This window comes from Streptomyces sp. NPDC099050 (genome assembly GCF_044759865.1).
GTDB lineage: Bacteria > Actinomycetota > Actinomycetes > Streptomycetales > Streptomycetaceae > Streptomyces.
Window position 1 is genome coordinate 384,830 of the sequence record NZ_JBIWAE010000003.1, and the last position, 21,893, is coordinate 406,722.

At 70.6% G+C, this 21,893-nt stretch carries 14 protein-coding genes; 3 read left to right on the top strand and 11 right to left on the bottom strand.

The features are described 5' to 3' along the window. Positions 1-3: 3 nt before the first annotated feature. The gene (locus ACIQV3_RS07525; RefSeq protein ID WP_403710685.1) at positions 4-1,149 is read right to left on the bottom strand and encodes a CobW family GTP-binding protein; all 1,146 of its coding nucleotides are present in this window, start codon (positions 1,147-1,149) and stop codon (positions 4-6) included. 20 nt (positions 1,150-1,169) lie between these two features. Then, the gene (locus ACIQV3_RS07530; RefSeq protein ID WP_403710687.1) at positions 1,170-2,348 is read right to left on the bottom strand and encodes a citrate synthase; all 1,179 of its coding nucleotides are present in this window, start codon (positions 2,346-2,348) and stop codon (positions 1,170-1,172) included. 55 nt (positions 2,349-2,403) lie between these two features. On the opposite strand from ACIQV3_RS07530, the gene ACIQV3_RS07535 reads away from it, so the two are divergent. Beyond that, positions 2,404-3,672, top strand: a complete 1,269-nt coding sequence (locus ACIQV3_RS07535) for a citrate synthase (RefSeq protein WP_403710689.1) — start codon at positions 2,404-2,406, stop codon at positions 3,670-3,672. A gap of 55 nt (positions 3,673-3,727) precedes the next feature. On the opposite strand, the gene ACIQV3_RS07540 is transcribed toward ACIQV3_RS07535, so the two are convergent. From ACIQV3_RS07540 to ACIQV3_RS07565, 6 genes are all read right to left on the bottom strand, one after another. Continuing rightward, on the bottom strand, positions 3,728-5,344 hold the full coding sequence (locus ACIQV3_RS07540) for an alpha-amylase family glycosyl hydrolase (RefSeq protein WP_403710691.1): 1,617 nt from the start codon (positions 5,342-5,344) through the stop codon (positions 3,728-3,730). Positions 5,345-5,428: 84 nt separating this feature from the next. After that, positions 5,429-6,304 carry a carbohydrate ABC transporter permease gene (locus ACIQV3_RS07545; RefSeq protein ID WP_403710693.1) on the bottom strand — a complete coding sequence of 292 codons (876 nt, stop codon included), beginning with the start codon at positions 6,302-6,304 and terminating at the stop codon, positions 5,429-5,431. A gap of 15 nt (positions 6,305-6,319) precedes the next feature. Next, positions 6,320-7,228 (bottom strand): carbohydrate ABC transporter permease, encoded by a 909-nt coding sequence (locus ACIQV3_RS07550; RefSeq protein WP_403710695.1) that lies wholly within the window; start codon positions 7,226-7,228, stop codon positions 6,320-6,322. 120 nt (positions 7,229-7,348) lie between these two features. Continuing rightward, the gene (locus ACIQV3_RS07555; RefSeq protein WP_403710697.1) at positions 7,349-8,749 is read right to left on the bottom strand and encodes an ABC transporter substrate-binding protein; all 1,401 of its coding nucleotides are present in this window, start codon (positions 8,747-8,749) and stop codon (positions 7,349-7,351) included. 234 nt (positions 8,750-8,983) lie between these two features. Beyond that, the gene (locus ACIQV3_RS07560; RefSeq protein ID WP_403710699.1) at positions 8,984-10,003 is read right to left on the bottom strand and encodes a LacI family DNA-binding transcriptional regulator; all 1,020 of its coding nucleotides are present in this window, start codon (positions 10,001-10,003) and stop codon (positions 8,984-8,986) included. 227 nt (positions 10,004-10,230) lie between these two features. After that, entirely contained in the window at positions 10,231-14,523 is a 4,293-nt protein-coding gene (locus ACIQV3_RS07565; protein ID WP_403710701.1) for a discoidin domain-containing protein, read from the bottom strand. A gap of 239 nt (positions 14,524-14,762) precedes the next feature. Between ACIQV3_RS07565 and ACIQV3_RS07570 the strand changes: the two genes are divergently transcribed. Together ACIQV3_RS07570 and ACIQV3_RS07575 are read left to right on the top strand one after the other, a co-directional pair. Then, the gene (locus tag ACIQV3_RS07570) at positions 14,763-16,373 is read left to right on the top strand and encodes an ATP-binding protein (protein ID WP_403710703.1); all 1,611 of its coding nucleotides are present in this window, start codon (positions 14,763-14,765) and stop codon (positions 16,371-16,373) included. Beyond that, positions 16,370-17,095 carry a response regulator gene (locus ACIQV3_RS07575; RefSeq protein WP_403710705.1) on the top strand — a complete coding sequence of 242 codons (726 nt, stop codon included), beginning with the start codon at positions 16,370-16,372 and terminating at the stop codon, positions 17,093-17,095. Before ACIQV3_RS07570 ends, ACIQV3_RS07575 begins: the two co-directional genes overlap by 4 nt. Positions 17,096-17,159: 64 nt before the next feature. Here the strand turns inward: ACIQV3_RS07575 and ACIQV3_RS07580 are convergent, their stop codons facing one another. The 3 genes from ACIQV3_RS07580 to ACIQV3_RS07590 all read right to left on the bottom strand — a co-directional run bounded on the left by ACIQV3_RS07580 (position 17,160) and on the right by ACIQV3_RS07590 (position 21,606). Next, positions 17,160-18,752, bottom strand: coding sequence for a cation acetate symporter (locus ACIQV3_RS07580; protein WP_403710707.1), 1,593 nt, complete (start codon positions 18,750-18,752; stop codon positions 17,160-17,162). Then, on the bottom strand, positions 18,749-19,297 hold the full coding sequence (locus tag ACIQV3_RS07585) for a DUF485 domain-containing protein (protein ID WP_403710709.1): 549 nt from the start codon (positions 19,295-19,297) through the stop codon (positions 18,749-18,751). Before ACIQV3_RS07585 ends, ACIQV3_RS07580 begins: the two co-directional genes overlap by 4 nt. Before the next feature lie 188 nt (positions 19,298-19,485). Then, positions 19,486-21,606, bottom strand: coding sequence for a type IIA DNA topoisomerase subunit B (locus ACIQV3_RS07590; RefSeq protein ID WP_389439309.1), 2,121 nt, complete (start codon positions 21,604-21,606; stop codon positions 19,486-19,488). Positions 21,607-21,893: the final 287 nt, after the last annotated feature.

The following is a 21,893-nucleotide window of genomic DNA, read 5'->3' on the forward strand; positions in this document are numbered from 1 at the left end:
CTCTCAGAACTCCTCGGGGTCGCAGTCCGGGTCAGGCTCGGGCTCCGGGTCGAACTCGGGCTCCGGATCGGGCTCCGGATCGGGCTCCGGATCGGGCTCCGGCTCCTGCGCTGCCGGGCGGTCCACGTAGCGCAGGATTCCCCACATGGATTCCGGTGCGGCCCGCCACGGCTCCGGTTCGCGGCAGGCCTCCAGTTCGCGGAGCAGGGCGGGGCCGTCGGTGCCCGAGCCGATCAGGACGAGCTGCGTCAGGCGCGGCTCGCCGCGGCCCCAGGGGTGCGGGGCGAAACGGAGGAAGCGGCCGACCGCCTGGACCTCGTAGCGCTCCTCGTGGCCGGGGACGCCGAAGTGGACGGAGCCCTTGATCCGGTAGAGGCCGGCCGGGCGGCGGTCGAGGAACTCGATGAACCGGCGCGGGCCGAGGGCCTGCTCGGACACGAACTCCGTGCTCGCGTAGGCGGCGTGGACGTGCCGCGCGTGATCCGTCTCGTCGTGGTCGTGCGCCTGGGCCAGCAGGTCCTCGAAGGACAGCTGGCCGCGCGTCTCGGTCCACGGGCGGCGGTCGAAGAGCAGCTCCGGGTCGATCCGCCCGTGGTCCGCGCCGACGACCGGGATCCCCGGTGCGCAGAGCGCGGCGAGCGCGCCCTCGATCCGGGTGCGTTCGGTGGCGTCGATCCGGTCGGTCTTGTTGAGCACCACCAGGTCGGCGACGGCCAGGTGCCGGTCGGTCTCGGGGTGCTTGTCCCGGGTCGCGTCGAACTCCGCCGCGTCGACGATCTGCACCATGCCGCCGTAGCGGACCGCCGGATTCTCGTTGGCGACGAGCATCCGGACCATCTCTTCGGGCTCCGCCAGCCCGCTCGCCTCGATGACGATCACGTCGATGCGGTGGACGGGGTCGGCGAGCTTCTCCAGGTAGGCGTCCAGCTCGCTGCCGTCCACCGCGCAGCACAGGCAGCCGCCGCCGAGGGAGACCATCGAGTCGCCGACCTGGCCCGCCACCGACATCGCGTCGACCTCGATGGAGCCGAAGTCGTTGACGACGACCCCGATCCGGGTGCCGCCCCGGTTGCCGAGGAGGTGGTTGAGGACGGTCGTCTTGCCGGATCCGAGGAAGCCTGCGAGGACGATGACGGGGATGCTGTTCATCCGGTCGATCGTAGCCAGCGTCAGCCGAGGGCGGGGACCGGTCGCGGCGGGGTCGGGCCGGTGTAGCGGGCGGCCGGTCGGATGATCTTCGAGTCGGCGGCCTGCTCCAGGACGTTCGCGCTCCAGCCGACCACCCGGGCGGCGCAGAAGGTCGGCGTGAACATCTCGCGCGGCAGCCCGCAGAGCTCCATGACCACGCCCGCGTAGAACTCCACGTTGGTGTGCAGTTCCCGGCCCGGCTTGAGCTCGGCGAGGATCTCCTCGACGTGCCGCTCGACCTCCACGGCGAAGTCCACGAGCGGGCCGCCGAACCGCAGGGCGATCCCGCGCAGCATCCGTGAGCGCGGGTCCTCGGTGCGGTAGACGGGGTGGCCGAAGCCCATAATCCGATCACCCGCGAGGACCCGCTCGCGGATCCACGGGTCGATCCGGTCGGCCGTGCCGATGGCGTCCAGGGTGTCCAGGGCCCGGCTGGGGGCGCCGCCGTGCAGGGGGCCGGAGAGCGCGCCGATCGCCCCGGTGAGGCAGGCCGCGACATCGGCGCCGGTGGAGGCGATCACGCGGGCGGTGAAGGTGGAGGCGTTGAAGCCGTGGTCGATCGTGGAGATCAGGTACCGCTCGACCGCACGGGTCCTGACCGGATCGGGTTCCCGTCCGGTCAGCATGTAGAGGTAGTTCGCCGCGTACGGGAGCTCGTCGCGCGGTTCCACCGGCTCCAGCCCATGGCCGAGCCGGTACAGGGCGGTGAGCAGGGTCGGTACGGCGGCGCAGGCGGCCAGCGCGTCGGCGGCCCGGCGGTCGGGGGTCAGGTCGTAGACCGGGCGGAAGCCGGCGCAGGCGCCGAGCAGGGAGAGTGCCGTGCGCAGTCCTGCGAGCGGGCCGGACGGGCCGGTGGCGCGGGCCAGGGCGGGCAGGGCGTCCCGCACCTCGGCGGGGAGCCTGCGCAGCGGGGCGATCTCGGCCGCGAAGGCGGCCCGTTCGACGGCGTCGGCCGGCAGGGCGCCGCGGAACATCAGGTGCCAGACGTCCTCGAAGGTGCGGCTCCCGGCGAGCTCGACGGCCGAGTACTGGCGGTAGTGGTAGAAGCCCTCGCGGCCTCGGACGTCACCGAGCCGGGTCTCGGTGACCACGACTCCCGCGAGTCCGCGGGGGATTTCGGCAGGTGGTGCGGCGGTGGTGTTCATGGATCGACCATCCATGATGGAATCAATCACTGTCAATATTGATCGGATCAATATATATAGGGTGTGCGTCATGAACGACGAGTCCGGTGAGCGCGAGTCCGGTGAGCGAAGGATCGGCACCCAGGAGGCGGCCCGGCTGCTGGGGGTGAAGCCCGCGACCGTGTACGCGTACGTCAGCCGCGGCCAGCTCACGAGCCGCCGCGGCCCGGTCGGACGCGGCAGCAGCTTCGACGCCCGCGAGGTGGAGGCCCTGGCCCGGCGCAGCCGGCGCGAGGCGGCGGGGCCCTCCGGTTCCGCCGCCTCCGCCGGAGAGCTCTCCGTACGCACCGCGCTCACCCTCATCGAGGCCGACCGGTACTACTTCCGCGGCGTGGACGCCGTGGAGCTGGCCTCCCGGTACCGCTACGAGGAGGTCGCCGAGTGGCTCTGGACGGGGACCCTGGTGCGCGGGGCCCGTTTCACCGCTCCCCCGGAGTCCCTCGCGGCAGCCCGGCGGGCCGTCGCCGCACTGCCCGAGCACAGCGGTCCGATCGACCGGCTGCGCGTGGCCGTCGCCGCCGCGGCGGTCGCGGACCCGCTGCGCTTCGACCTGTCCGGGCCGTCGGTACTGGGCTCCGCGCGCTCCCTGATCCCCACCCTGGTCGGCGCCCTGCCCGAGGTGGGCCCGGCGCAGTGGGGCGGGGACGGCCGCCTTGCCCGCCAGCTGTGGCCCCGACTCTCCGCCCTGGACCCCGACCCGGACGCGCTGGCCGTGTTGGACCTGGCCCTGGCCCTGCTGACCGACCACGATCTGGCCGCCTCGACCCTGGCCGTACGGGTGGCCGCGTCGGCGCGCGCGCATCCGTACGCGGTGGTCTCGGCCGGACTCGGCGCGCTCGAAGGCCCCCTGCACGGAGCGGCCGGGCGGCTCGCGCACCGGATGCTGGTGGAGGTGCTGGAGCGTGGCGGCGCGGCCCCCGTGGTGGCGGAGTACCTGCGGGCCGGACGCCGGGTGCCCGGGCTCGGGCACCGGCTGTACGAGGGCCAGGACCCGCGGGCGACGGCGCTGTTCGCACGGCTGGAGCCGCTGGCTCAGGCCGGTCCGGCGCTGGGCGCGGCGCGCGAGGTGGCCGGGGTGATGGCCCGGCACGGCGACGGCCTGTACCCCAACGTGGACCTGGCGCTGGCGGTGCTGACGGTGTCCTGCGGGATGGCCCCGGAGGCCGGGGAGACCGTCTTCGCGGTGGCCCGCACGGCCGGGTGGATCGCGCACGCACTGGAGGAGTACGAGGAGCGCCCGCTGCGGATGCGACCGAGCGGGCAGTACCACGGGCCCCGCCCGCCACAGCCGTTGCCGTGACGGACGGGGTGCTCCCGGGCTTCGAACGGGTGGCGCCAGCGGTCCGGCTGCGGCGTCAGGTCCGCAGCCAGACCGCCGTGTCCTGACCGAGCAGTCCGTCCGCACCCAGGGCGGAGCTGCTCAGCAGGAGGCTCGTGTGGGCCGGCAGCGGGACCGGCTCCGGGGACAGGTTGGCCACGCAGACCAGCCCGTCGGGGCGTCCGAAGGCGAGCACTCCGGCCGGCGCGGGCAGCCACTGAAGCGATCCGCCGCCGAAGCCGGACGCGGCCCGGCGCAGGCCCAGTGCCGTCCGGTAGAGGGTGAGCATCGAGTCCGGGTCCCCGGCCTGCCGGTCCGCGGCGTACGCCGGCCAGTCCGCGGGCTGGGGCAGCCAGGGCTCGTTCCAGGGCTCGGCGGTCCACGGCAGCGGGACCCGGCACCCGTCCCGGCCGGGGTCGGTGCCGCCGGACCGGAAGTGCATGGGGTCCTGGATCCGGCCGAGCGGGATGTCGGCCTCGGGAAGCCCCAGTTCCTCGCCCTGGTAGACGTAGACGGCGCCGGGCAGGGCGAGGCTCAGCAGCGCGGCGGCGCGCGCCCGGCGGGTGCCGAGGGCCAGGTCGGCGGGGGTCCCGAAGGCCTTGGTGGCGAAGTCGAAACCGGTGTCGGCGCGCCCGTAGCGGGTGACCGTACGGGTCACGTCGTGGTTGCACAGCACCCAGGTGGCGGGGGCTCCGACGGGGGCGTGTTCGGCGAGGGTCTCCTCGATGGAGGTGCGCAGCCGGCCAGCGTCCCACGGGCAGCTGAGGAAGGAGAAGTTGAAGGCGGTGTGCAGCTCGTCGGGGCGCAGGTAGCGGGCGAACCGCTCGGAGTCCGGCAGCCAGACCTCGCCCACGAAGATGCCCCCGTACTCGTCGGCGATGGCCCGCCACGATCGGTAGATGGCGTGCAGGTCGTCGCGGTCGATGTACGGGTGGATCTCGCCGCGCCCGGGCGGCCACGGATCGGCCGGGCGGCCGGCCAGGTCGGGCAGGGCCGGGTCCTTGGCGAGCAGGGCCGCGGAGTCGATCCGTACGCCGGACACTCCTCGCTCGAACCAGAACCGCAGCACTTCCTCGTGTTCCCGGCGGACGGCGGGGTGGTCCCAGTTGAGGTCGGGCTGCTCGGGCGTGAAGAGGTGCAGGTACCACTCCCCGTCCGGGACCCGCGTCCAGGTGGCCGCGCCGTTGAACTGCGAGGGCCAGTCCCCCGGCGGCAGTTCGCCGTGTTCCCCGCGGCCCGGACGGAAGTGGAAGAGCTCCCGCTCGGGGCTGCCGGGGCCGGCGGCGAGGGCGGCCTTGAACCAGGCGTGCTGGTCGGACACGTGGTTCGGAACGATGTCGACAATGGTGCGGATGCCCAGCTCGCGGGCCTCGGCGATGAGCTTCTCGGCCTCGGCGAGGGTGCCGAAGGCGGGGTCGATGGTGCGGTAGTCGGCGACGTCGTAGCCGCCGTCGGCGAGCGGGGAGAGGTACCAGGGGGTGAACCACAGGGCGTCGACGCCCAGTTCGGAGAGGTAGGGGAGGCGGGCCCGGACGCCCGCGAGGTCACCGGTGCCGTCCCCGTCGCCGTCGGCGAAGCTCCGTACGTACACCTGGTAGATGGCGGCCGAGCGCCACCAGTCGGCGGCGTTTTCGGGCAGGGGAAAGTCAGCCACGGAGGGGTCCTTTCACGGCGTTCTTTTCACAGCGGTCTTTTCATGGGGGCGGCGACCGGGCACGGCGGCGGTGCGGGGTGGTGCTCACCCCTTGAGGGAGCCTGCCGTCAGGCCGCTCATGATGTTGCGCTGGAAGATCAGGAAGATGATGAGCGTGGGCGCCGAGGCCATCGCCAGCGCGGCGACGAGATGGTTCTCGGGAACTCCCCTGGCGAGTGAGTAGATGCCGACGTTGAGCGTCTGCAGGGCCGGGTCGGGGAGGGTGAGCATGGGCCAGAGGAAGTCTTTCCAGACCCCGACGACGGCGAAGATCGACACGACTCCGAGGATCGGCCGGGACATCGGCAGGACCACGGAGCGCAGGGTGCGCAGGGAGGAGGCGCCGTCGATGGACGCGGCGTCGAGGATCTCGCCCGGGATGGAGTCGAAGAATCGTTTCAGAAGGAAGATGTTGAAGGCGTTCGTGACCGAGGGCAGCCAGATCACCCAGGGCGTGTTGAGCAGGTTGCGCTGGATGAGCGGCATGTCCAGGACCGTGAGGTACTGCGGTACGACGAGGACGGTGGCCGGGATCATCAGCGTGGCCAGCATCATGCCGAGGACGGCCTTGCCGAAGACCGGCCGGAGCTTGGACAGCGAGTAGGCGGCGGCCACGTCGAGGACGAGCTGGAAGGCCAGGGCGCCGAACGCGTAGTAGAGGGTGTTGAACAGCAGCTTGGCGAGGTCCATGACCTCCCAGGCCGCCGAGTAGTTGTCGGGGTGCAGGGAGTCCGGCACCACGGTCGGCGGAACCTGGGTGAACTCCGCCGTGCTCTTGAGCCCGTTGACGACCATCCAGTAGAGGGGACCGAGGAAGACGACCGTGAAGCCGATGACCACCAGGGCCAGGACGGTCCAGTAGACGGCCTTGCCCCGGGGGCGGCCGAGTTGGGCGGGCGATATGAGCGTGCGCTCTGACATGTGAGGGTGCTCCCGTCAGTTCTCGTTGTCGCGGCTCAGCCGGACGTACACGGCGGAGAAGCCGGCGAGCAGGACGAGCAGGCACAGGCCCAGGGCCGCGGCGCCGCCGTACTGGTTGAAACTGAAGGCGTACTGGTAGATGAGGACGACGACGGTGGTCGTCGACCCTTCGGGGCCGGCGCCGCCCGTGAGCATGAACGGCTCGACGAACACCTGCATCGTCGCGATGATCTGCATGAGCAGCATCAGCGAGAGGATGAGCTTGGTCTGCGGGATGGTGACGTACCAGATCTTGCGCAGCACCCCGGCTCCGTCGAGCTCCGCCGCTTCGTAGAGCTCCCCGGGGATCCCCTGGAGGGCTGCCAGGTAGATCAGGGTCGCGCCGCCCATGTTCATCCACGTGGAAGCGATGACGACGGAGAGCATCGCGGTATCGGTGGATTGCAGCCAGTCTTGCGCCGGGAGGTGCAGGAATTCCAGAATCCTGTTGAAGACCCCGTAACCGGGGTCGTAGAAGTACTTGAAGAGCAGGATCGAGGCCACCGGTGGCAGCATCACCGGGAGGTAGACCAGCAGGCGCAAGTAACCCTGCGCGTGCCGGAATTCGTTGAGCACGATCGAGACCACGAACGGGACGGCGAAGCCGAGTACCAGCGCGAGCCCGCTGAAGAGGAGGGTATTGCGCCAGGCCTGCCAGAACGCCGGGTCGTTGAAGACGTAGCGGAAATTGTCCCAGCCGACCCATTGGACGGCTCCGCCCTCGGTCTTCTGGAAGGCCAGCAGGAACTCCCGGACCATCGGGTACCAGGAGAAGAAGGAGAAGCAGAGGACGGCCCCGATCAGAAAGCCGTGGGCCGAGAGGTTCCGCTTGAACGCCCGGAGGAATTCCTCACGAGAGGTACCGGGCAGGGTGGGAGCCGACATCGCCGCTCGCTCCTTGGTGGGTCGTCGCCATCGATTTGCCGGGGTACGGGGTCTGCGGGCGGGTCCGGGCCGGGGAGGCCGCCCGGACCTCCCCCGGCCAGGGCCCGCGCCCCGGGACCGCTACTGGTTGGCCAGCACCTGGTTGACGGCCTTCTCGGCCTCCGCGAGGAGCTGCGCCGGGTCGGCGTCCTTGTTGGTCAGGACCCCCGACATCACCTTGTCGAGGACCTTGTAGACCTCCTGGGCCTTCGCCGGCTCGGCCTTGCCGGCCACCGGGTTGTCCAGGAAGGACTTGAAGTTGACGACCGGCATCGTGGCACTGGCGGCCTTCAGCTCGTCGTCCTTGGCCTTGCTGGCACCGGTGAAGAAGGCGGGCTGCGGAAGCCCGACCGGCAGGCCGTCGGCCTTGGAACGGTCGTACTGGAACTGCCCCTTGCCGACCGCGAGCGTCTTGAAGTTCAGCCAGGCGATGGCCGCCTTGATCTTGTCGGGCGAGCTGCCCTTCTTGATCATGTAGCCGTTGCCGCCGGCCAGCGTCGCGGCGCCGCCGGGGATGGGGCCCATGCCGAAGTTCTCGTACTTGCCGGCGAGCTGCTGGACCATGTAGGTGATGTCGTCGGGCGCGGCGAGGAACATGCCGAGCTTGTCCGAGGCCATCTGCTTCTGCAGGTCACCCCACTTGAGCAGCTGGGTCTTGCCCATGCTGTCGTCTTCCCAGCGCATGGCCTTGAGGTTGTCGACGACCTGCTTGCCGGTCGCGTTGTTGAAGGCCGCCTTGCCGTCGGCTCCGACGACGTCGCCGCCCAGGCCGTACATGGCGGCCGTGAAGTGCCAGCCGCCGGTGTTCTCGACGCTGTACTCGCCGTAGCCGGCCGTGCCGTTGCCGAGCGCCGCGATCTTCTTGGCGGCCGCGCGGACCTCGTCCCAGGTGCGCGGGGGCTGGTCGGGGTTGAGGCCCGCCTGCGTGAAGAGCTTGCGGTTGATCAGCAGGCCCATCGTGTAGTTGCTGGTGGGCAGGCCGTAGAGCTTGCCGTCCTGCTTGAGGGTGTTGACGACGTTCTTGTCGATGTCGTCGATGCCCGGAACCGTCTTGGCCGTGACGTACGCGGAGATGTCCTCGGCGCCGTCGTTGTCGAGGACCTGCTTGAGGTCCGTGAAGTAGGCGTAGAAGACGTCCGGCTGCGACTTGGCCTTGAGCATCGCGGTGAACCGCGGGGGCTCCAGGCACTGGCCGGGGGTGGAGCGGCCTTCGATGGTGACGTTCGGGTAGGTCTTGTTGAACTCCGCCACGTCCTCCTTCCACTGCTTGAGCTCCGCCTTCTTCGCGGCGGGCGGCATGCAGTCCATGGAGATGGTGACCTTGGTCTTGGGGTCGAGCGGCGCGGAGACGTCCGAGGAACCGCCGGTCGGCTGCTCCTTGGGATCGTCTCCGTCGCTGCTCGTGCCGCAGGCCGCGAGGGCGGTGACGGCGAGCGCCGAGACGAGGGCGGTCGCTGTGGTGCGGCGGATGTTGGTTCTCATCGGTGGTCCCCTTCGAGCATCGAGCAGGAGGCGTGGGGCGTGTAAGGAGGCGAGCGCGGCACACTCAACCACCACCGACAGATGAACGCAATATCTCGCGCAGATTTCGCAAGAGATTGGCAGTAGGGCGCCGGACTACCCCGACCGTGAACGCAAAACAGGGCCCCGGAACGTCAGCGAGACGTTGCGGGGCCCTGCGGTCGGGGTCCGGACTCGGTGGAGCCCTGTGGGGTATTACGCCGGACGGGGGCGCGGGACCTGCCCGGTGGAGCCGCGCACGACGAGCTCGGGCTCGAAGAGCAGCTCGCCGGGCTGTACGGCGGCCCCCTGGATCTGCGCGGTGAGCAGCTCCACGGCAGCCCTGCCCATGGCCTCGATGGGCTGCCGGACGGTGGTGAGCGGGGGTTCGGTGCAGTTCATGAAGGCCGAGTCGTCGTACCCCACGACGGAGACCTCGCCGGGCACGTCCAGCCCGCGCCGGCGGGCCGCCCTGATGGCCCCCAGGGCCAGCGGGTCGCTCGCGCAGATGATCCCGGTCACCCCGCGGTCCAGCAGCCTCGATGTGGCCGCGTGGCCGCCCTCCAGGGAGAACAGCGCCCGTTCCACGTGCGCGGCGGGCAGCTCGGTACCGGCCGCCGCGGCGACCGCCTGGGCGGCCACCAGCTTGCGCAGGGAGGGGATGTGGTCGGGCGGCCCCAGCACCAGTCCGATGCGCTCGTGACCGAGGGAGGCCAAGTGGCGCCAGGCCTGTTCGACCGCGACCGCGTCGTCGCAGGAGACGCACGGGAAGCCGAGGTCCTCTATCGAGGCGTTGATCAGCACCACCGGGACCTTGCGGTCGTGGAGCAGCCGGTAGTGCTCGTGCGGGGCGTCGGCCTGCGCGAAGAGCCCGCCGGCGAAGACGACGCCGGACACCTGCTGCTGGAGCAGGAGCTCGACGTAATCCGCCTCGGAGACCCCTCCGGTGGTCTGCGTACAGAGCACCGGGGTCAGCCCCTGCTGGGCCAGCGCCCCGCCGATCACCTCGGCGAAGGCCGGGAAGATCGGGTTCTGGAGTTCCGGCAGGACCAGGCCGACCAGCCGGGCGCGTTCGCCGCGCAGCTGAGTGGGGCGCTCGTAGCCGAGGACGTCCAGGGCGGTGAGCACGGACTGGCGGGTCGCATCCGAGACGCCCGGCTTGCCGTTGAGCACCCGGCTGACCGTTGCCTCGCTGACCCCCACCTTCTTCGCCACTTGAGCAAGTCGTCGCGTCATGAGCGCAAGAGTAGCGCAAACAATGCAAGTTCCTTGCAGTTCGATTACGGCCAGTTTGGCCCATCGGAAACCGGCGCGGAACCCCCCGTGTCCCACCGGCCCCGACCCAGTGCCCGACCCAGTGCCCGACCGGATGACCACACGGCGAGCACGGACGAGCACGGACGAGCGGCGGGGCACCCCGAAGGGATGCCCCGCCGCCCTCTGCGCCCTGGATCGGCCGCCCGCTACGGCAGCTGGTTGATCTTGAAGGTCGAGGTCGTGTTGCGCACGTCCACGGCGTTGTCGCTCATCCTCAGGTTCTGGATGGTGACCTCACCCACCGCGGGCCCTTGTCCCGCCTCGGGCATCTCGTTCGCCCAGAGACCGAACCCGGACTTGGCGTCGAAGGCGTCGCCGCTCTTCTTCGCCCCCGTGATGGTGATGTCCTTCAGGATGGTGTCCTTGATGGGATTGACCGGCTGGCCGCCGACGTACTGCGTCTGGAACATGATTCCGCTGTAGGTCGGATCGACGATGTCCACGTTGTTGATGCGGATTCCCTGGAACACCTTGGAAGCCGAGAAGATCCAGATTCCGGGGAAGGTCTGCGCCCCCCAGAAATGGCCTCCGGCCCGGACGATCGAGATGTTCTCGAAGAGCGTCGGGTCGGTCCCGAATCCGTTCATCGGATACCCGAAGTCCAGCGAGCTGATGGTGATGCCCGAGTAGACGAGGATGTCGGCGATGTAGATGTTGCGGAAGGTGTTGTTGAAGCCGCCGTAGACGGCGACACCGGCCGCGCGCCAGGTCAGGATGGCGCTCAGGTTCTCGTAGACGTTGTTCTTCATGTCCGCGCCGCCCGCGTCGATGGCGGAGAACAGCGCGAAGCTGTCGTCACCCGTGGAGCGCGCCTCGATGTTGGCCACGAGGTTGTCCGTGCTGCCGTTGGTCATGTTGATGCCGTCGGCGAAGGTGTCGCGGATCCGCGAGTTCTTGATCGTGATCCGGTCGGTGTTGGCGCCCCAGTAGAGGCACACCTGGTGTTCGTTCCAGATGTTGTCGATGGTCATGTCGGTCACGTTGGCGAAGTCGAAGACCTTGCCCGGACCGTCGATGCGAGAGGTGTAGTTGCCGAAGTAGGCGAACCCCGTGAAGGACGAACCCTTCGCGGTGCCCTCCGCGCGCCAGCCGTTGTCGGTGTTGTCCTGCGAGGCCGGGGCGTGGAAGCGGGTGAACCACGGTCCGGCGCCGACGACCTGCACGGCCTTTCCGTACACCTGGAACTTGCTCGCCGTGCCGTAGTCGCCCGGCGGCAGGTAGACGCCCACGAGCTTGCCCGTGGTGTCCATGCGGACCTTGTCCAGGGCGTTCTGCACGTCCTGGTGGGAGAAGCCGGCGGGCACCGTGTAGGTCGCCGGGTCGGGGTTGGGGATCGCCGTGGCCTGCTCCAGGCTCACGAAGTCGATCGCGTAGGTGGTGGTGTTCGCCGCGTCCTTCTGGAGGCGGATCTTGCTGCCCGCCGGGACGGTCTCGCCGAGGAGGATGTTCGCCTCGTCGTAGATGTGCCGCGGGGCTCCGGCGCTCGGCGCGTTGCCCGGGCCGGCCTCGGCCCCGTAGAGCCAGGCGTACTTCGAGGTCAGCGGCAGGGCCTTCTTGAGGACCCCGTTGACGTAGACGTTGATGGTGGAGTCGATGCCGCCGCCGCCCGGGGCGTCCGGGATGGAGAAGCGGGTGACCAGGGTGTTGGTCGCGGCCCGGGTGGTGAACTCGACGTACTCGCCCGTCGCGTCCAGGTTCACGGCCTTGCGGCCCGAGGCCTCGCCCGCGATGTCGCCGACGGTCCGGTTGGGGCCGACCACGTTGGCTCCGCCACCGACGGTGCCGTCCTCGGCCTCGTAGGTGTCGAAGGGCATGTTCGCCCCGCGGCCGACGAAGAAGGGCTTGGTGGAGGTGTTGTTGGCGCGCTTGACCGGCAGTTCGTTGGCGTCGTCGGCGAGGACCACCTTGACGGTGTACTTGCCGTTGGCCGCGGTCCAGTTGCCGAGCGCGATCGGCGCGGAGGAGGCACCGGCCGCGAGCGCGCCGCTGAAGGATCCGGTGAGCGTACGGATGGTCGCGCCGCCCGCGTCCTGCAGCGTGAGCGTGACGTTGTGGGTGCCCGCCGCGGCGGGCACGGTGCCCTGGTTCTTGACCGTGACGGAGAAGCCCACGGACTGGCCGGCGGACGGGGCGCCCGGCGACCACCCGACGGACGAGGCCACCAGGTCCGAGCTGTCGACCGGGCGGACCACCAGCGGGGAGCCGGTGAGGCTGTTGTTGGTGTCGTTCTGCTCGACGACCGTGTTCGTCTCGTCGACGACCGCGCTCAGCGGGTAGCTGCCCGCGTCGCGCGGTCCGATGACGGCCGTGACGGTGGCCGAGGCGCCGGCTGCCAGCGCGGGCACGTTGGCGGAGCCGATCTTCGAGCCGCCGAGCTGGAAGGAGACGGAGGTCGCCGGCGCCGGGGCCGGGCCGGTGTTCTTCACGGTGGCGGACAGGGTGACGGAGTCCGACTCGACCGGGGCGGCCGGGCTGGCGCTCACCGCGGTGACCTGGAGGTCCGGGTTGGGCGCCGCGACCCCCATGACCTGGAACTCGGCGATCTGGCCGTTGGAGGAGCCGGTGTTGGAGGTGAAGCGCAGCTGCACGTCCGCGACCCGGGCGTTCACCGGGATGGTGACGGTGTTGGAGCCGGAGGCCGGGTTGAAGACGTAGTCCTTGGCGGCCACCAGGCCGGTGACGCCCGCGGCGCTCTGCTCGCGGCCGAGCACCTGGATGTTCTGGGTGCGGGTGCCCCAGCTGCTGTCCGGGTTGAGCTTGAGGACCAGGCGGTCGACGTCGGCGTTGGCGCCGAGCTTGATGGTCAGGGTGCTCGGGTAGGCGCCGCCGGCGCCCTCCCAGTAGGTGGAGGTGCTGTTGTCGTTGGCGTTCTCCGCGACGAAGGTGTGGATCACGGAAGAGCCCTCGATGGGCTTGCCGACGGCCAGGTTGGAGCCGCCCGTGCCTCCGCTGCCGTTACGCGTAACGGAGTTGCTGTCGCCGGAGCGGTTGCCCGCCGCGTCCTTGGCCCGCACGAAGTAGCTCACGGTGGCGGTGGCCGGCCGGGTGTCGGTGTGGGTGGTGACGTTGCCCGCGACCGCGGTCAGCAGGACGTTGTTGGCGAACACCTCGTAGCCGGTGACGCCGGTGTTGTCGATGGAGGCCTGCCAGGCCAGCCTGATCTGCCCGGCGGCCGGCTCGGTGAAGGTCAGGGCGCCCGGGGCGGTCGGGGCCTGGGTGTCACCGGTGTCGCCGGCGCGGGTGACGCTGTTGCTGTTCCCCGACTGGTTGCCCGCCGCGTCCTTGGCCCGGACGTAGTAGGTCACGCTCGCGGAGGCCGGCTGGGCGTCGGTGTAGGTGGTGACGTTGCCCGCGACGCTGGTGCGCAGCTGGTTGTTGGCGTAGACGTCGTACCCGGTGACGCCCGTGTTGTCGGTGGCGGCGGTCCAGGTGAGCTTGATCTGGCCCGTCGCGGGCTCGGTGTAGGCGAGCGCCGTCGGGGCCGTCGGGGCCTGGGTGTCGCCGGTCGTCGGGCCGTAGATCTCGAGCTCGGAGAGCTGCCCGCCGGGCTGTACGGAGTTGGACGCTATCCACACCCGTACGTAGCGGGTGGTGGTGGCGTCGAAGGCGATGCTCACCGTGTTGCCGCCGGCGGGGCTGAAGTCGTACCCCTTGGACGCCGTCAGGTCGAGGTACTCCGTGCCGTTGGCGCTGCCCTGGATCTTGAGGGTCTGCGTACGGGCGCCCCAGTTCTCGGGCAGCTTGAGCACCACGCGGTCCACGCGGACGGAGGAGCCGAGGTCGGCCTGGAGCCACTGGGGCATGGCGTTGTTCACGCTCTCCCAGTAGCTGGCGGCGTTGCCGTCGTTGGCGTTGCCCGGCACGTAGACCTGTGTGTTGCTGCTCGCGGTGAGCGTCTTGCCGAGGGCCAGGTTGCTCCCGGACTCACCGGGGGCGCGGACCTCCAGCTCGGAGAGCTGGGCGGCCTGCCAGCCGGTGTTGGCGGTGATGTCGATCCGCACGTACCGGGCCTGGGTGGCCGGGAAGCCGATGGTGACCACGTTTCCGGCGCCCTGGCCGAAGGTGTAGGTCGCCGAGCTCACCAGGGTGCTGAAGCTCGTGCCGTCGGCGCTGCCCTGGACGGACAAGGTCTGGTTGCGGCTCTCCCAGGAGGCGGGGAGCTTGAGCACCACCTGGTCGACGCGGGTGGTGGCTCCGAGGTCGGTCTGCACCCATTGCGGGAAGGTGCTGCCGGCGCTCTCCCAGTACGAGGCCTGGTTGCCGTCGGTGACGTTGGCGGCGGTGTAGGCGCCGTTGGTACTGCTCGCGGCGGCGGGCCTGCCGGCCGAGAGGCTCGGTCCGCCGGCGGCCACGGCGGTCAGGGCGGGCCAGCCCAGCATCAGCAGGGCGGTACTGATCAAGGCGGCCAGGGCCCGCCATCTCCAGTTGTGCCTTCTCATATGTCCTCGTCCCTCGACATGAACTTTCTGAACCATGGTAGATAGGAATTTGCGGCGTGCGGTGCGAGAATTGCAGAGCTTTGGCGAGTCGTCTACATCTCTGACCGCACTTTCACACCGTCATCGCTTGCGCAATCTGGGCGCAAATAGCGCAAGCCATTTGCGTGAGAGAGCCACATTCCACTTACGTCCGAATCGCCCTACCGTTCGTACTCATGCAGTCCCCGCGGTTCCTCCACATGAGCGCTCGGCGCCTCGGGCTGCCCAGACGGGCCGCCTCGCAGATCCTGCTGACCCAGCTGGCGATCGCCGCCGGGGTCCTCGCGCTGGCCACAGGCCTCTTCCTGGCGCCGCTGAGCGCGCAGCTCGACGACCAGGCGATGCGACGCGCCCTGGCCATCGCCCAGAGCGCCGCGGCCGACCCCTCCCTGGCCGCCGGCCTCCGCGGCTCGGCACCCTCGCCCGACAGCCCCGTACAGGCCTCCGCGGAGCGGATCCGCTCGGCCACGGGCGCCGAGTACGTGGTGGTCATGGACCTGGACGGCATCCGCCGCGCGCACCCGAGCCCCGACCGCATCGGGCGGCCCGTGTCCACCGACCCCCGCGACGCCCTGGCCGGCCGCGAGGTCATGGAGATCGACGAGGGCACCCTGGGCCGCACCGCGCGCGGCAAGGTCCCCCTGCTCGCCGCCGACGGCGAGATCGTCGGCGCCGTCTCGGTCGGCATCGCCTACGACAGCGTCCAGGGCCGCCTGCTCGGCGCCATCCCGGGCCTGCTCGCGTACGCGGGCGGCGCCCTGGCGGCGGGCGCCCTCGCCGCCTACCTGCTCTCGCGCAGGATCCACCGGCAGACCCGCGACCTGGCCTTCTCCGATATCGCGGGCCTGCTCGCCGAACGCGAGGCGATGCTGCACTCCATCCGGGAAGGTGTGATCGCCCTCGACCGGACCGGCCGGGTCCGGCTGGTCAACGACGAAGCGGCCCGGCTGCTGGGCCTCGCCCCCGAGGCCGCCGGCGCGGTCGCGGGACGCGCCCTGGACGAGGTGCTCAGCGCGGGCCGCACCACCGACGTCCTCACCGGCCGGGTCACCGGCCGCGACCTGCTCACCGTGCAGGGCGCCCGGGTCCTGGTCGCCAACCGGATGCCCACCGAGGACGGCGGAGCCGTGGCCACCCTGCGCGACCGCACCGAGCTCGAGCACCTGGGGCGCGAGCTCGACTCCACCAAGGGCCTGATCGACGCCCTGCGCGCCCAGGACCACGAACACGCCAACCGGCTCCACACCCTCCTCGGGCTCCTGGAACTGGGCCTGTACGAGGAGGCCGTGGAGTTCGTCACGGAGGTGGTCGGCGTGCACCGCAGCACCGCCGAGCAGGTCACCGAGAAGGTGCACGACCCCCTGCTCGCCGCCCTGCTGATGGGCAAGGCCACGGTCGCGGCGGAGCGCGGGGTGCCCCTCCGGCTGGCCGATTCCGCCCTGCTGCCCGACCGCCTCGTCGACCCGGGAGGCCTGGTCACCATCCTCGGCAACCTGGTCGACAACGCACTGGACGCCGCGATCGGCTCGTCCGCGCCACTGGTCGAGGTCGACATCCGGGCGGACGGCCGCACCGCGGTCCTACGGGTCCGCGACAGCGGTCCCGGCGTCCCGGTGGCGCGCCGCGAGGAGATCTTCACCGAGGGCTGGTCGACCAAGCAGCCCCAGGCCGGCGGCGCCCACCGCGGACGCGGGCTCGGTCTCGCCCTGGTGCGGCGCCTCGCCGAACGGCAGGGCGGCACGGTCCGGGCCGGCGACGCGACCGGCGGTGGGGCGGAATTCTCCGTCGTGCTCCCGGAGGCCCTGCGATGAGCGAGGTCGACCGACCGGGGGCATCCAGCGCCTTCGACGTGCTGGTCGTCGACGACGACCTGCGCGTCGCCCGGATCAACGCGGCCTACGTGGCCAAGGTCCCCGGCTTCCGCGTCGCGGCCCAGGCACATTCCGCTGCGGAGGCACTGGCGCTCCTCGACTCCCGCCCCGTGGACCTGATCCTCCTCGACCACTACCTCCCCGACGAGAACGGCCTCGACCTGGTCCGGCGGCTGCGCGAACGCGGCCACCGCACCGACGTGATCATGGTGACGGCCGCCCGCGACCTGGCCACCGTCCAGGCCGCAATGCGGCTCGGCGCCCTCCAGTACCTGGTCAAGCCCTTCACCTTCGCGGGCCTGCGCACCCGTCTGGAGGCCTACGCGGCCCTGCGCCGCACCCTGGACACGGGCGGCGAGGCCGAGCAGTCGGAGGTGGACCGGATCTTCGGCGCGCTCGCCGCGGCCGGCGCCGACGCCCCGAGCGACCTCCCCAAGGGCCACTCCCCCACCACCGCCGACCTGGTCCGCGGCATCCTGCGCGCGGCCGAGGGCCCGCTCTCCACCCAGCAGATCGCCGACCGCGCGGGCATCAGCCGCCAGACCGCCCAGCGCTACCTCAAGCTCCTCGACCGCGCCGGCCGCGTTGTTCTCGCCCTGAGGTACGGCGAGACGGGCCGCCCGGAGCACCGCTACGCCTGGCGTCCGCCCACGACCGGCTGACACCGGCTGACACCGCCCGGCAGGCCGTCCTATCGGGCGGTCCCGCTCCCCCGCCGGGCCGGCCCTACACCGCCCCGGCCCCCGTCAGCGCGCGGACCTCGGTCTCCGCGTGCCGCCGCTCGTCCGGCTCCTCCGCCGAGGTCACGGTGCCCAGCCAGCCCGCCAGGAAGCCGAGCGGGATGGACACGATGCCCGGGTTCTGGAGCGGGAAGAGCTGGAAGTCGACGCCCGGGAAGAGGGATTCGGGGCTGCCCGAGACCACCGGGGACAGGGCGACCAGCAACACGGCCGGGAGCAGTCCCCCGTACACCGACCAGACGGCGCCCCGCGTGGTGAACCCGCGCCAGAACAGCGAGTACAGGAGCACCGGCAGGTTCGCCGAGGCCGCCACCGCGAAGGCCAGACCCACCAGGAAGGCCACGTTCAGGTCCTGGGCGAGCAGACCCAGCGCGATGGCCACCGCCCCGATCCCGACCGCCGCCACCCTGGCCACCGTCACCTCGCTGCGCTGGCGGGCGTGGCGGCGCTTGAGCGAGGCGTACAGGTCGTGCGCGACGGAGGCCGACGAGGCGAGGGTGATCCCCGCGACCACCGCGAGGATGGTCGCGAAGGCGATGGCCGCCACGAAGGCGAACAGCACCGCCCCGCCGGTCGAGTCGGCCCCGCCGCCCAGGAAGGCCGCGAGCAGCGGAACCGCCGTGTTCCCCGAGGCGTTGGACGCCTTGACCTGCTCAGGCCCGAGCAGCGCCGCCGCACCGAAGCCCAGCACGATGGTCATCAGGTAGAAGCTGCCGATCAGCCCGATCGCCCACACCACCGACCGGCGGGCCGCCCGCGCCGTGGGCACCGTGTAGAAGCGGGACAGGATGTGCGGCAGCCCGGCCGTCCCCAGGACCAGGGCGAGCCCGAGGCTCATGAAGTCGAAGCGGGCCGTCCAGTCGCCGCCGTACTTGAGCCCGGGGCCCAGGAACCGGTCGCCGTGCCCGCTGCGCTCGGCGGCGCTGCTGAGCAGCTGGTCGAAGTTCCCGTGGAAGCGCAGCAGCACGAGCACCGTCAGGGTGATCGCCCCGCCCATCAGCAGCACGGCCTTGACGATCTGGATCCAGGTGGTGGCCCGCATGCCGCCGAAGGACACGTAGATCACCATGAGCGCGCCGACCCCGATGACGGTCAGCGTCCGTGCGGTCCGGCCCGAATCGGCGAGCAGCAGGCCCACGAGGCTGCCGGCGCCGACCATCTGCGCGACGAGGTACAGCACGGAGACGACCACCGACGAGGTCCCGGCGGCGATCCGCACGGGCCGCTCGCTCATCCGCGCGGCGACCACGTCCGCGAGGGTGAACCGGCCGCAGTTGCGGACGAGTTCGGCGACGAGGAACAGGACGACCAGCCAGGCGACGAGGAAGCCCACCGAGTACAGCAGGCCGTCGTATCCGAAGAGGGCGATGAGGCCGGAGATGCCGAGGAAGGAGGCGGCGGACATGTAGTCGCCGGCGATGGCGAAACCGTTCTCCATCGGGGAGAACAGCCGCCCGCCCGCGTAGAACTCCTCCGCGGAACCGTGCCGGTTGCGGCTCACCCAGGTGGTGATGCCGAGCGTGACGGCGATGAAGACGCTGAACAGGAGCAGCGCCAGGGTCTGGTGCTCGGTGGTCACCGGCCCGCCCCCCGTCCCCGGGTGCGCTCCCCGGCGCCCGCCCGGCGGACCTGCTCCTGCTCGAAGACCGTCCAGCGCAGGTCCAGCGCCGCGCGGTCGCGCCGCAGCCGGGCGTGACGGGCGTAGGCCCAGGTCAGCAGGAAGGTGCTGAGGAACTGGCCGAGGCCCGCGAGCAGGGCCACGTTGACGGACCCGAACACCGGCCGGGCCATCATGTCCGGCGCCGTGGTGGCGGCGATCACGTAGGCGACGTACCAGAGGAAGAAGCCGGCGGTCGCGGGGACGACGAACCTCCGGTAGCGGCCGCGCACTTCCTGGAAGGCCGCGCTGCGCTGCACTTCGAGGTAGATGTCGGACGCCGCGCGCGCGGGCGCGGCGCCCGGGGAGGAGTTCGGCGGTGACGTTTCCGCTCCGCCGCCCGCCGCTCCGCCGGGCCCCTCGCCTGCGCCGGCACCCTCGCCCTCGCCCCAACCGACGGCCAGCGCGTCGTACCAGGGGTCGTCCAGCCGGATCGTTCCGGCATCACGACCTTCGTGCTTGTCCACCGAACTCTCCTTGTCCGCCGCCGCAGTGGCCGCGTGCCCACAAGGATGTGCGGGAGGGACGCTTTCCGGACTGGTGTCCCGGTGCTCTTCACTCCATCAGGTGATGGAGTGAAGAGCACGGGTGTGCCAGTGCCGCGGAAGTGCCACCGGAGGTCCGCCGGTGGCCCCCCGGGTGGCACGGGGTCCGGTCAGGCGTCGATCCGCGACCGGTCCAGGGTGGCCGCGGAGCTGGTGATGAACTCCTTGCGCGGGGCCACCTCGTTGCCCATGAGCAGGTCGAAGACCGACTCGGCCGAGTCCAGGTCGCCGATGTTGATCCGGCGCAGGGTGCGGAAACGGGGATCCATGGTGGTCTCCGCCAGCTGATCGGCATCCATCTCGCCGAGACCCTTGTAGCGCTGGATCGAGTCCTTGTACCGGATGTTCTTGCGCTGGTACTCCAGCAGGGTCTGGCGCAGTTCGTTGTCCGAGTACGTGTAGACGTACTTGTCCTGCCCCTTCTTCGGCTGGACGAGCTCGATCCGGTGCAGCGGCGGCACGGCGGCGAAGACCCGGCCCGCCTCGACCATCGGGCGCATGTAGCGCTGGAAGAGCGTGAGCAGCAGGCAGCGGATGTGCGCGCCGTCCACATCGGCGTCCACGAGCAGGACGATCTTCCCGTACCGGGCGGCGTCGATGTCGAAGGTCCGGCCCGAGCCGGCTCCTATGACCTGGATGATCGCCCCGCACTCGGCGTTCTTGAGCATGTCCGAGACCGAGGACTTCTGGACGTTGAGGATCTTGCCGCGGATGGGCAGCAGCGCCTGGAATTCGGAGTTCCGGGCGAGCTTGGCCGTACCGAGCGCCGAGTCACCCTCGACGATGAAGAGCTCGCTGCGCTCCACGTCGTCGCTGCGGCAGTCGGCCAGCTTGGCGGGCAGCGAGGAGGACTCCAGCGCGGTCTTGCGGCGCTGCGCCTCCTTGTGCTGGCGGGCCGCGATCCGGGTCCGGGCGGCCGCGACGATCTTCTCCATCACGGAGCGGGCCTGCTGCTTGTCGTCCCGCTTGGTGGAGGTCAGGAAGGCCTTGAGCTCCTTGGCGACGACGGCCGCGACGATCCGGGTGGCCGCCGAGGTACCGAGCACCTCCTTGGTCTGGCCCTCGAACTGCGGCTCGGCGAGGCGGACGGTGACGACCGCCGTCATGCCCTCCATCGCGTCGTCCTTGACCACGTCGTCCTCGGCGACGCGCAGCAGCTTCGCGGAGCGCAGCACCTCGTTCACGGTCTTGGTGACCGAGCGTTCGAAGCCGGAGATGTGGGTGCCGCCCTTGGGGGTGGCGATGATGTTCACGAACGACTTCACGTTCGTCTCGTACCCCGTGCCCCAGCGCAGGGCGATGTCCACGCCGAGCTCACGTGTGACCTCGGTGGGGGTCATGTGGCCGCGGTCGTCGAGGACCGGGACGGTCTCCTTGAAGATCCCGGTGCCGGTCAGGCGCAGGACGTCACAGGCCGCCTTGTCCTGGGCGAGGTACTCGCAGAACTCGCTGATGCCCCCGTCGAAGCGGAAGGTCTCCTCGGTCTTGCCGGCCCCTTCCAGGGCCCGCTCGTCGCGGACCACGATGGTCAGGCCGGGTACGAGGAAGGCCGTCTGGCGGGCACGCTGGTAGAGCGTGTCCAGCGTGAGCTTGGCGTCCTTGAGGAAGATCTGCCGGTCGGCCCAGTAGCGGATCCGGGTGCCGGTCTTGCCCTTGGCGATCCGCTTGCCCTTGCGCAGGCCGTTGGCGGGGTCGAAGGGGCTGTCGGGGCCCTGCTCGGTGAACATGCCGGGGACGCCGCGGCGGAAGCTGATGGCCTGCGTGGCGCTGCCCCGGTCGACCTCCACGTCCAGACGCGCCGAGAGCGCGTTGACGACGGAGGCGCCGACGCCGTGCAGGCCGCCGGAGGCCGCGTACGACCCGCCGCCGAACTTGCCGCCGGCGTGCAGCTTGGTCATGACGACCTCGACGCCGGAGAGGCCGGTCTTGGGCTCGACGTCCACGGGGATGCCGCGGCCGTTGTCGCGGACCTCCACGGAGGAGTCCTCGTGGAGGATCACCTCGATGTGGTCGCAGTAGCCGCCCAGGGCCTCATCGACGGAATTGTCGATGATCTCCCAGAGGCAGTGCATGAGGCCCCGGCTGTCGGTGGAGCCGATATACATGCCGGGGCGCTTGCGGACGGCCTCGAGGCCCTCGAGGACGAGCAGGTGCCGCGCGGTGTAGTTGGAGCCGTCCCGGTCTGCTCCGGTCAGCAGTGCGCTGGAAGGCACGGACGTGTCGGCGGTCACGCAGTTCGCTCCTCGCTGAATTCTTTTTCTGGCCCGGTCGGGCGCAGTGGTGGCTCGGTTGCCGTTGGAAGGGTACCGAGGCCTGGTAGAGCCGATGCAACGCCATCCCAGCCCCTTCACCAGCCTAGTGCAGATCCGTACGCGTGTTCGATCCCCCGTGAGGGTGAAGCAAACATCACGTTCCCTTCCGCGCATGAACCATTTAGTGTTCGGGCACGTCCTCATCAACATCCGGCACTCAGCCGGAGAGGACAGAACTACGACAAGCGAACGACCTGACAACGCGA

Coding starts and splice junctions, on each gene's coding strand:
- ACIQV3_RS07525 (WP_403710685.1), bottom strand. CDS start 1,149: ATGAACAGCATCCCCGTCATCGTCCTCGCAGGCTTCCTCGGATCCGGC.
- ACIQV3_RS07530 (WP_403710687.1), bottom strand. CDS start 2,348: ATGGATGGTCGATCCATGAACACCACCGCCGCACCACCTGCCGAAATC.
- ACIQV3_RS07535 (WP_403710689.1), top strand. CDS start 2,404: ATGAACGACGAGTCCGGTGAGCGCGAGTCCGGTGAGCGAAGGATCGGC.
- ACIQV3_RS07545 (WP_403710693.1), bottom strand. CDS start 6,304: ATGTCAGAGCGCACGCTCATATCGCCCGCCCAACTCGGCCGCCCCCGG.
- ACIQV3_RS07550 (WP_403710695.1), bottom strand. CDS start 7,228: ATGTCGGCTCCCACCCTGCCCGGTACCTCTCGTGAGGAATTCCTCCGG.
- ACIQV3_RS07555 (WP_403710697.1), bottom strand. CDS start 8,749: ATGAGAACCAACATCCGCCGCACCACAGCGACCGCCCTCGTCTCGGCG.
- ACIQV3_RS07560 (WP_403710699.1), bottom strand. CDS start 10,003: ATGACGCGACGACTTGCTCAAGTGGCGAAGAAGGTGGGGGTCAGCGAG.
- ACIQV3_RS07565 (WP_403710701.1), bottom strand. CDS start 14,523: ATGAGAAGGCACAACTGGAGATGGCGGGCCCTGGCCGCCTTGATCAGT.
- ACIQV3_RS07570 (WP_403710703.1), top strand. CDS start 14,763: ATGAGCGCTCGGCGCCTCGGGCTGCCCAGACGGGCCGCCTCGCAGATC.
- ACIQV3_RS07575 (WP_403710705.1), top strand. CDS start 16,370: ATGAGCGAGGTCGACCGACCGGGGGCATCCAGCGCCTTCGACGTGCTG.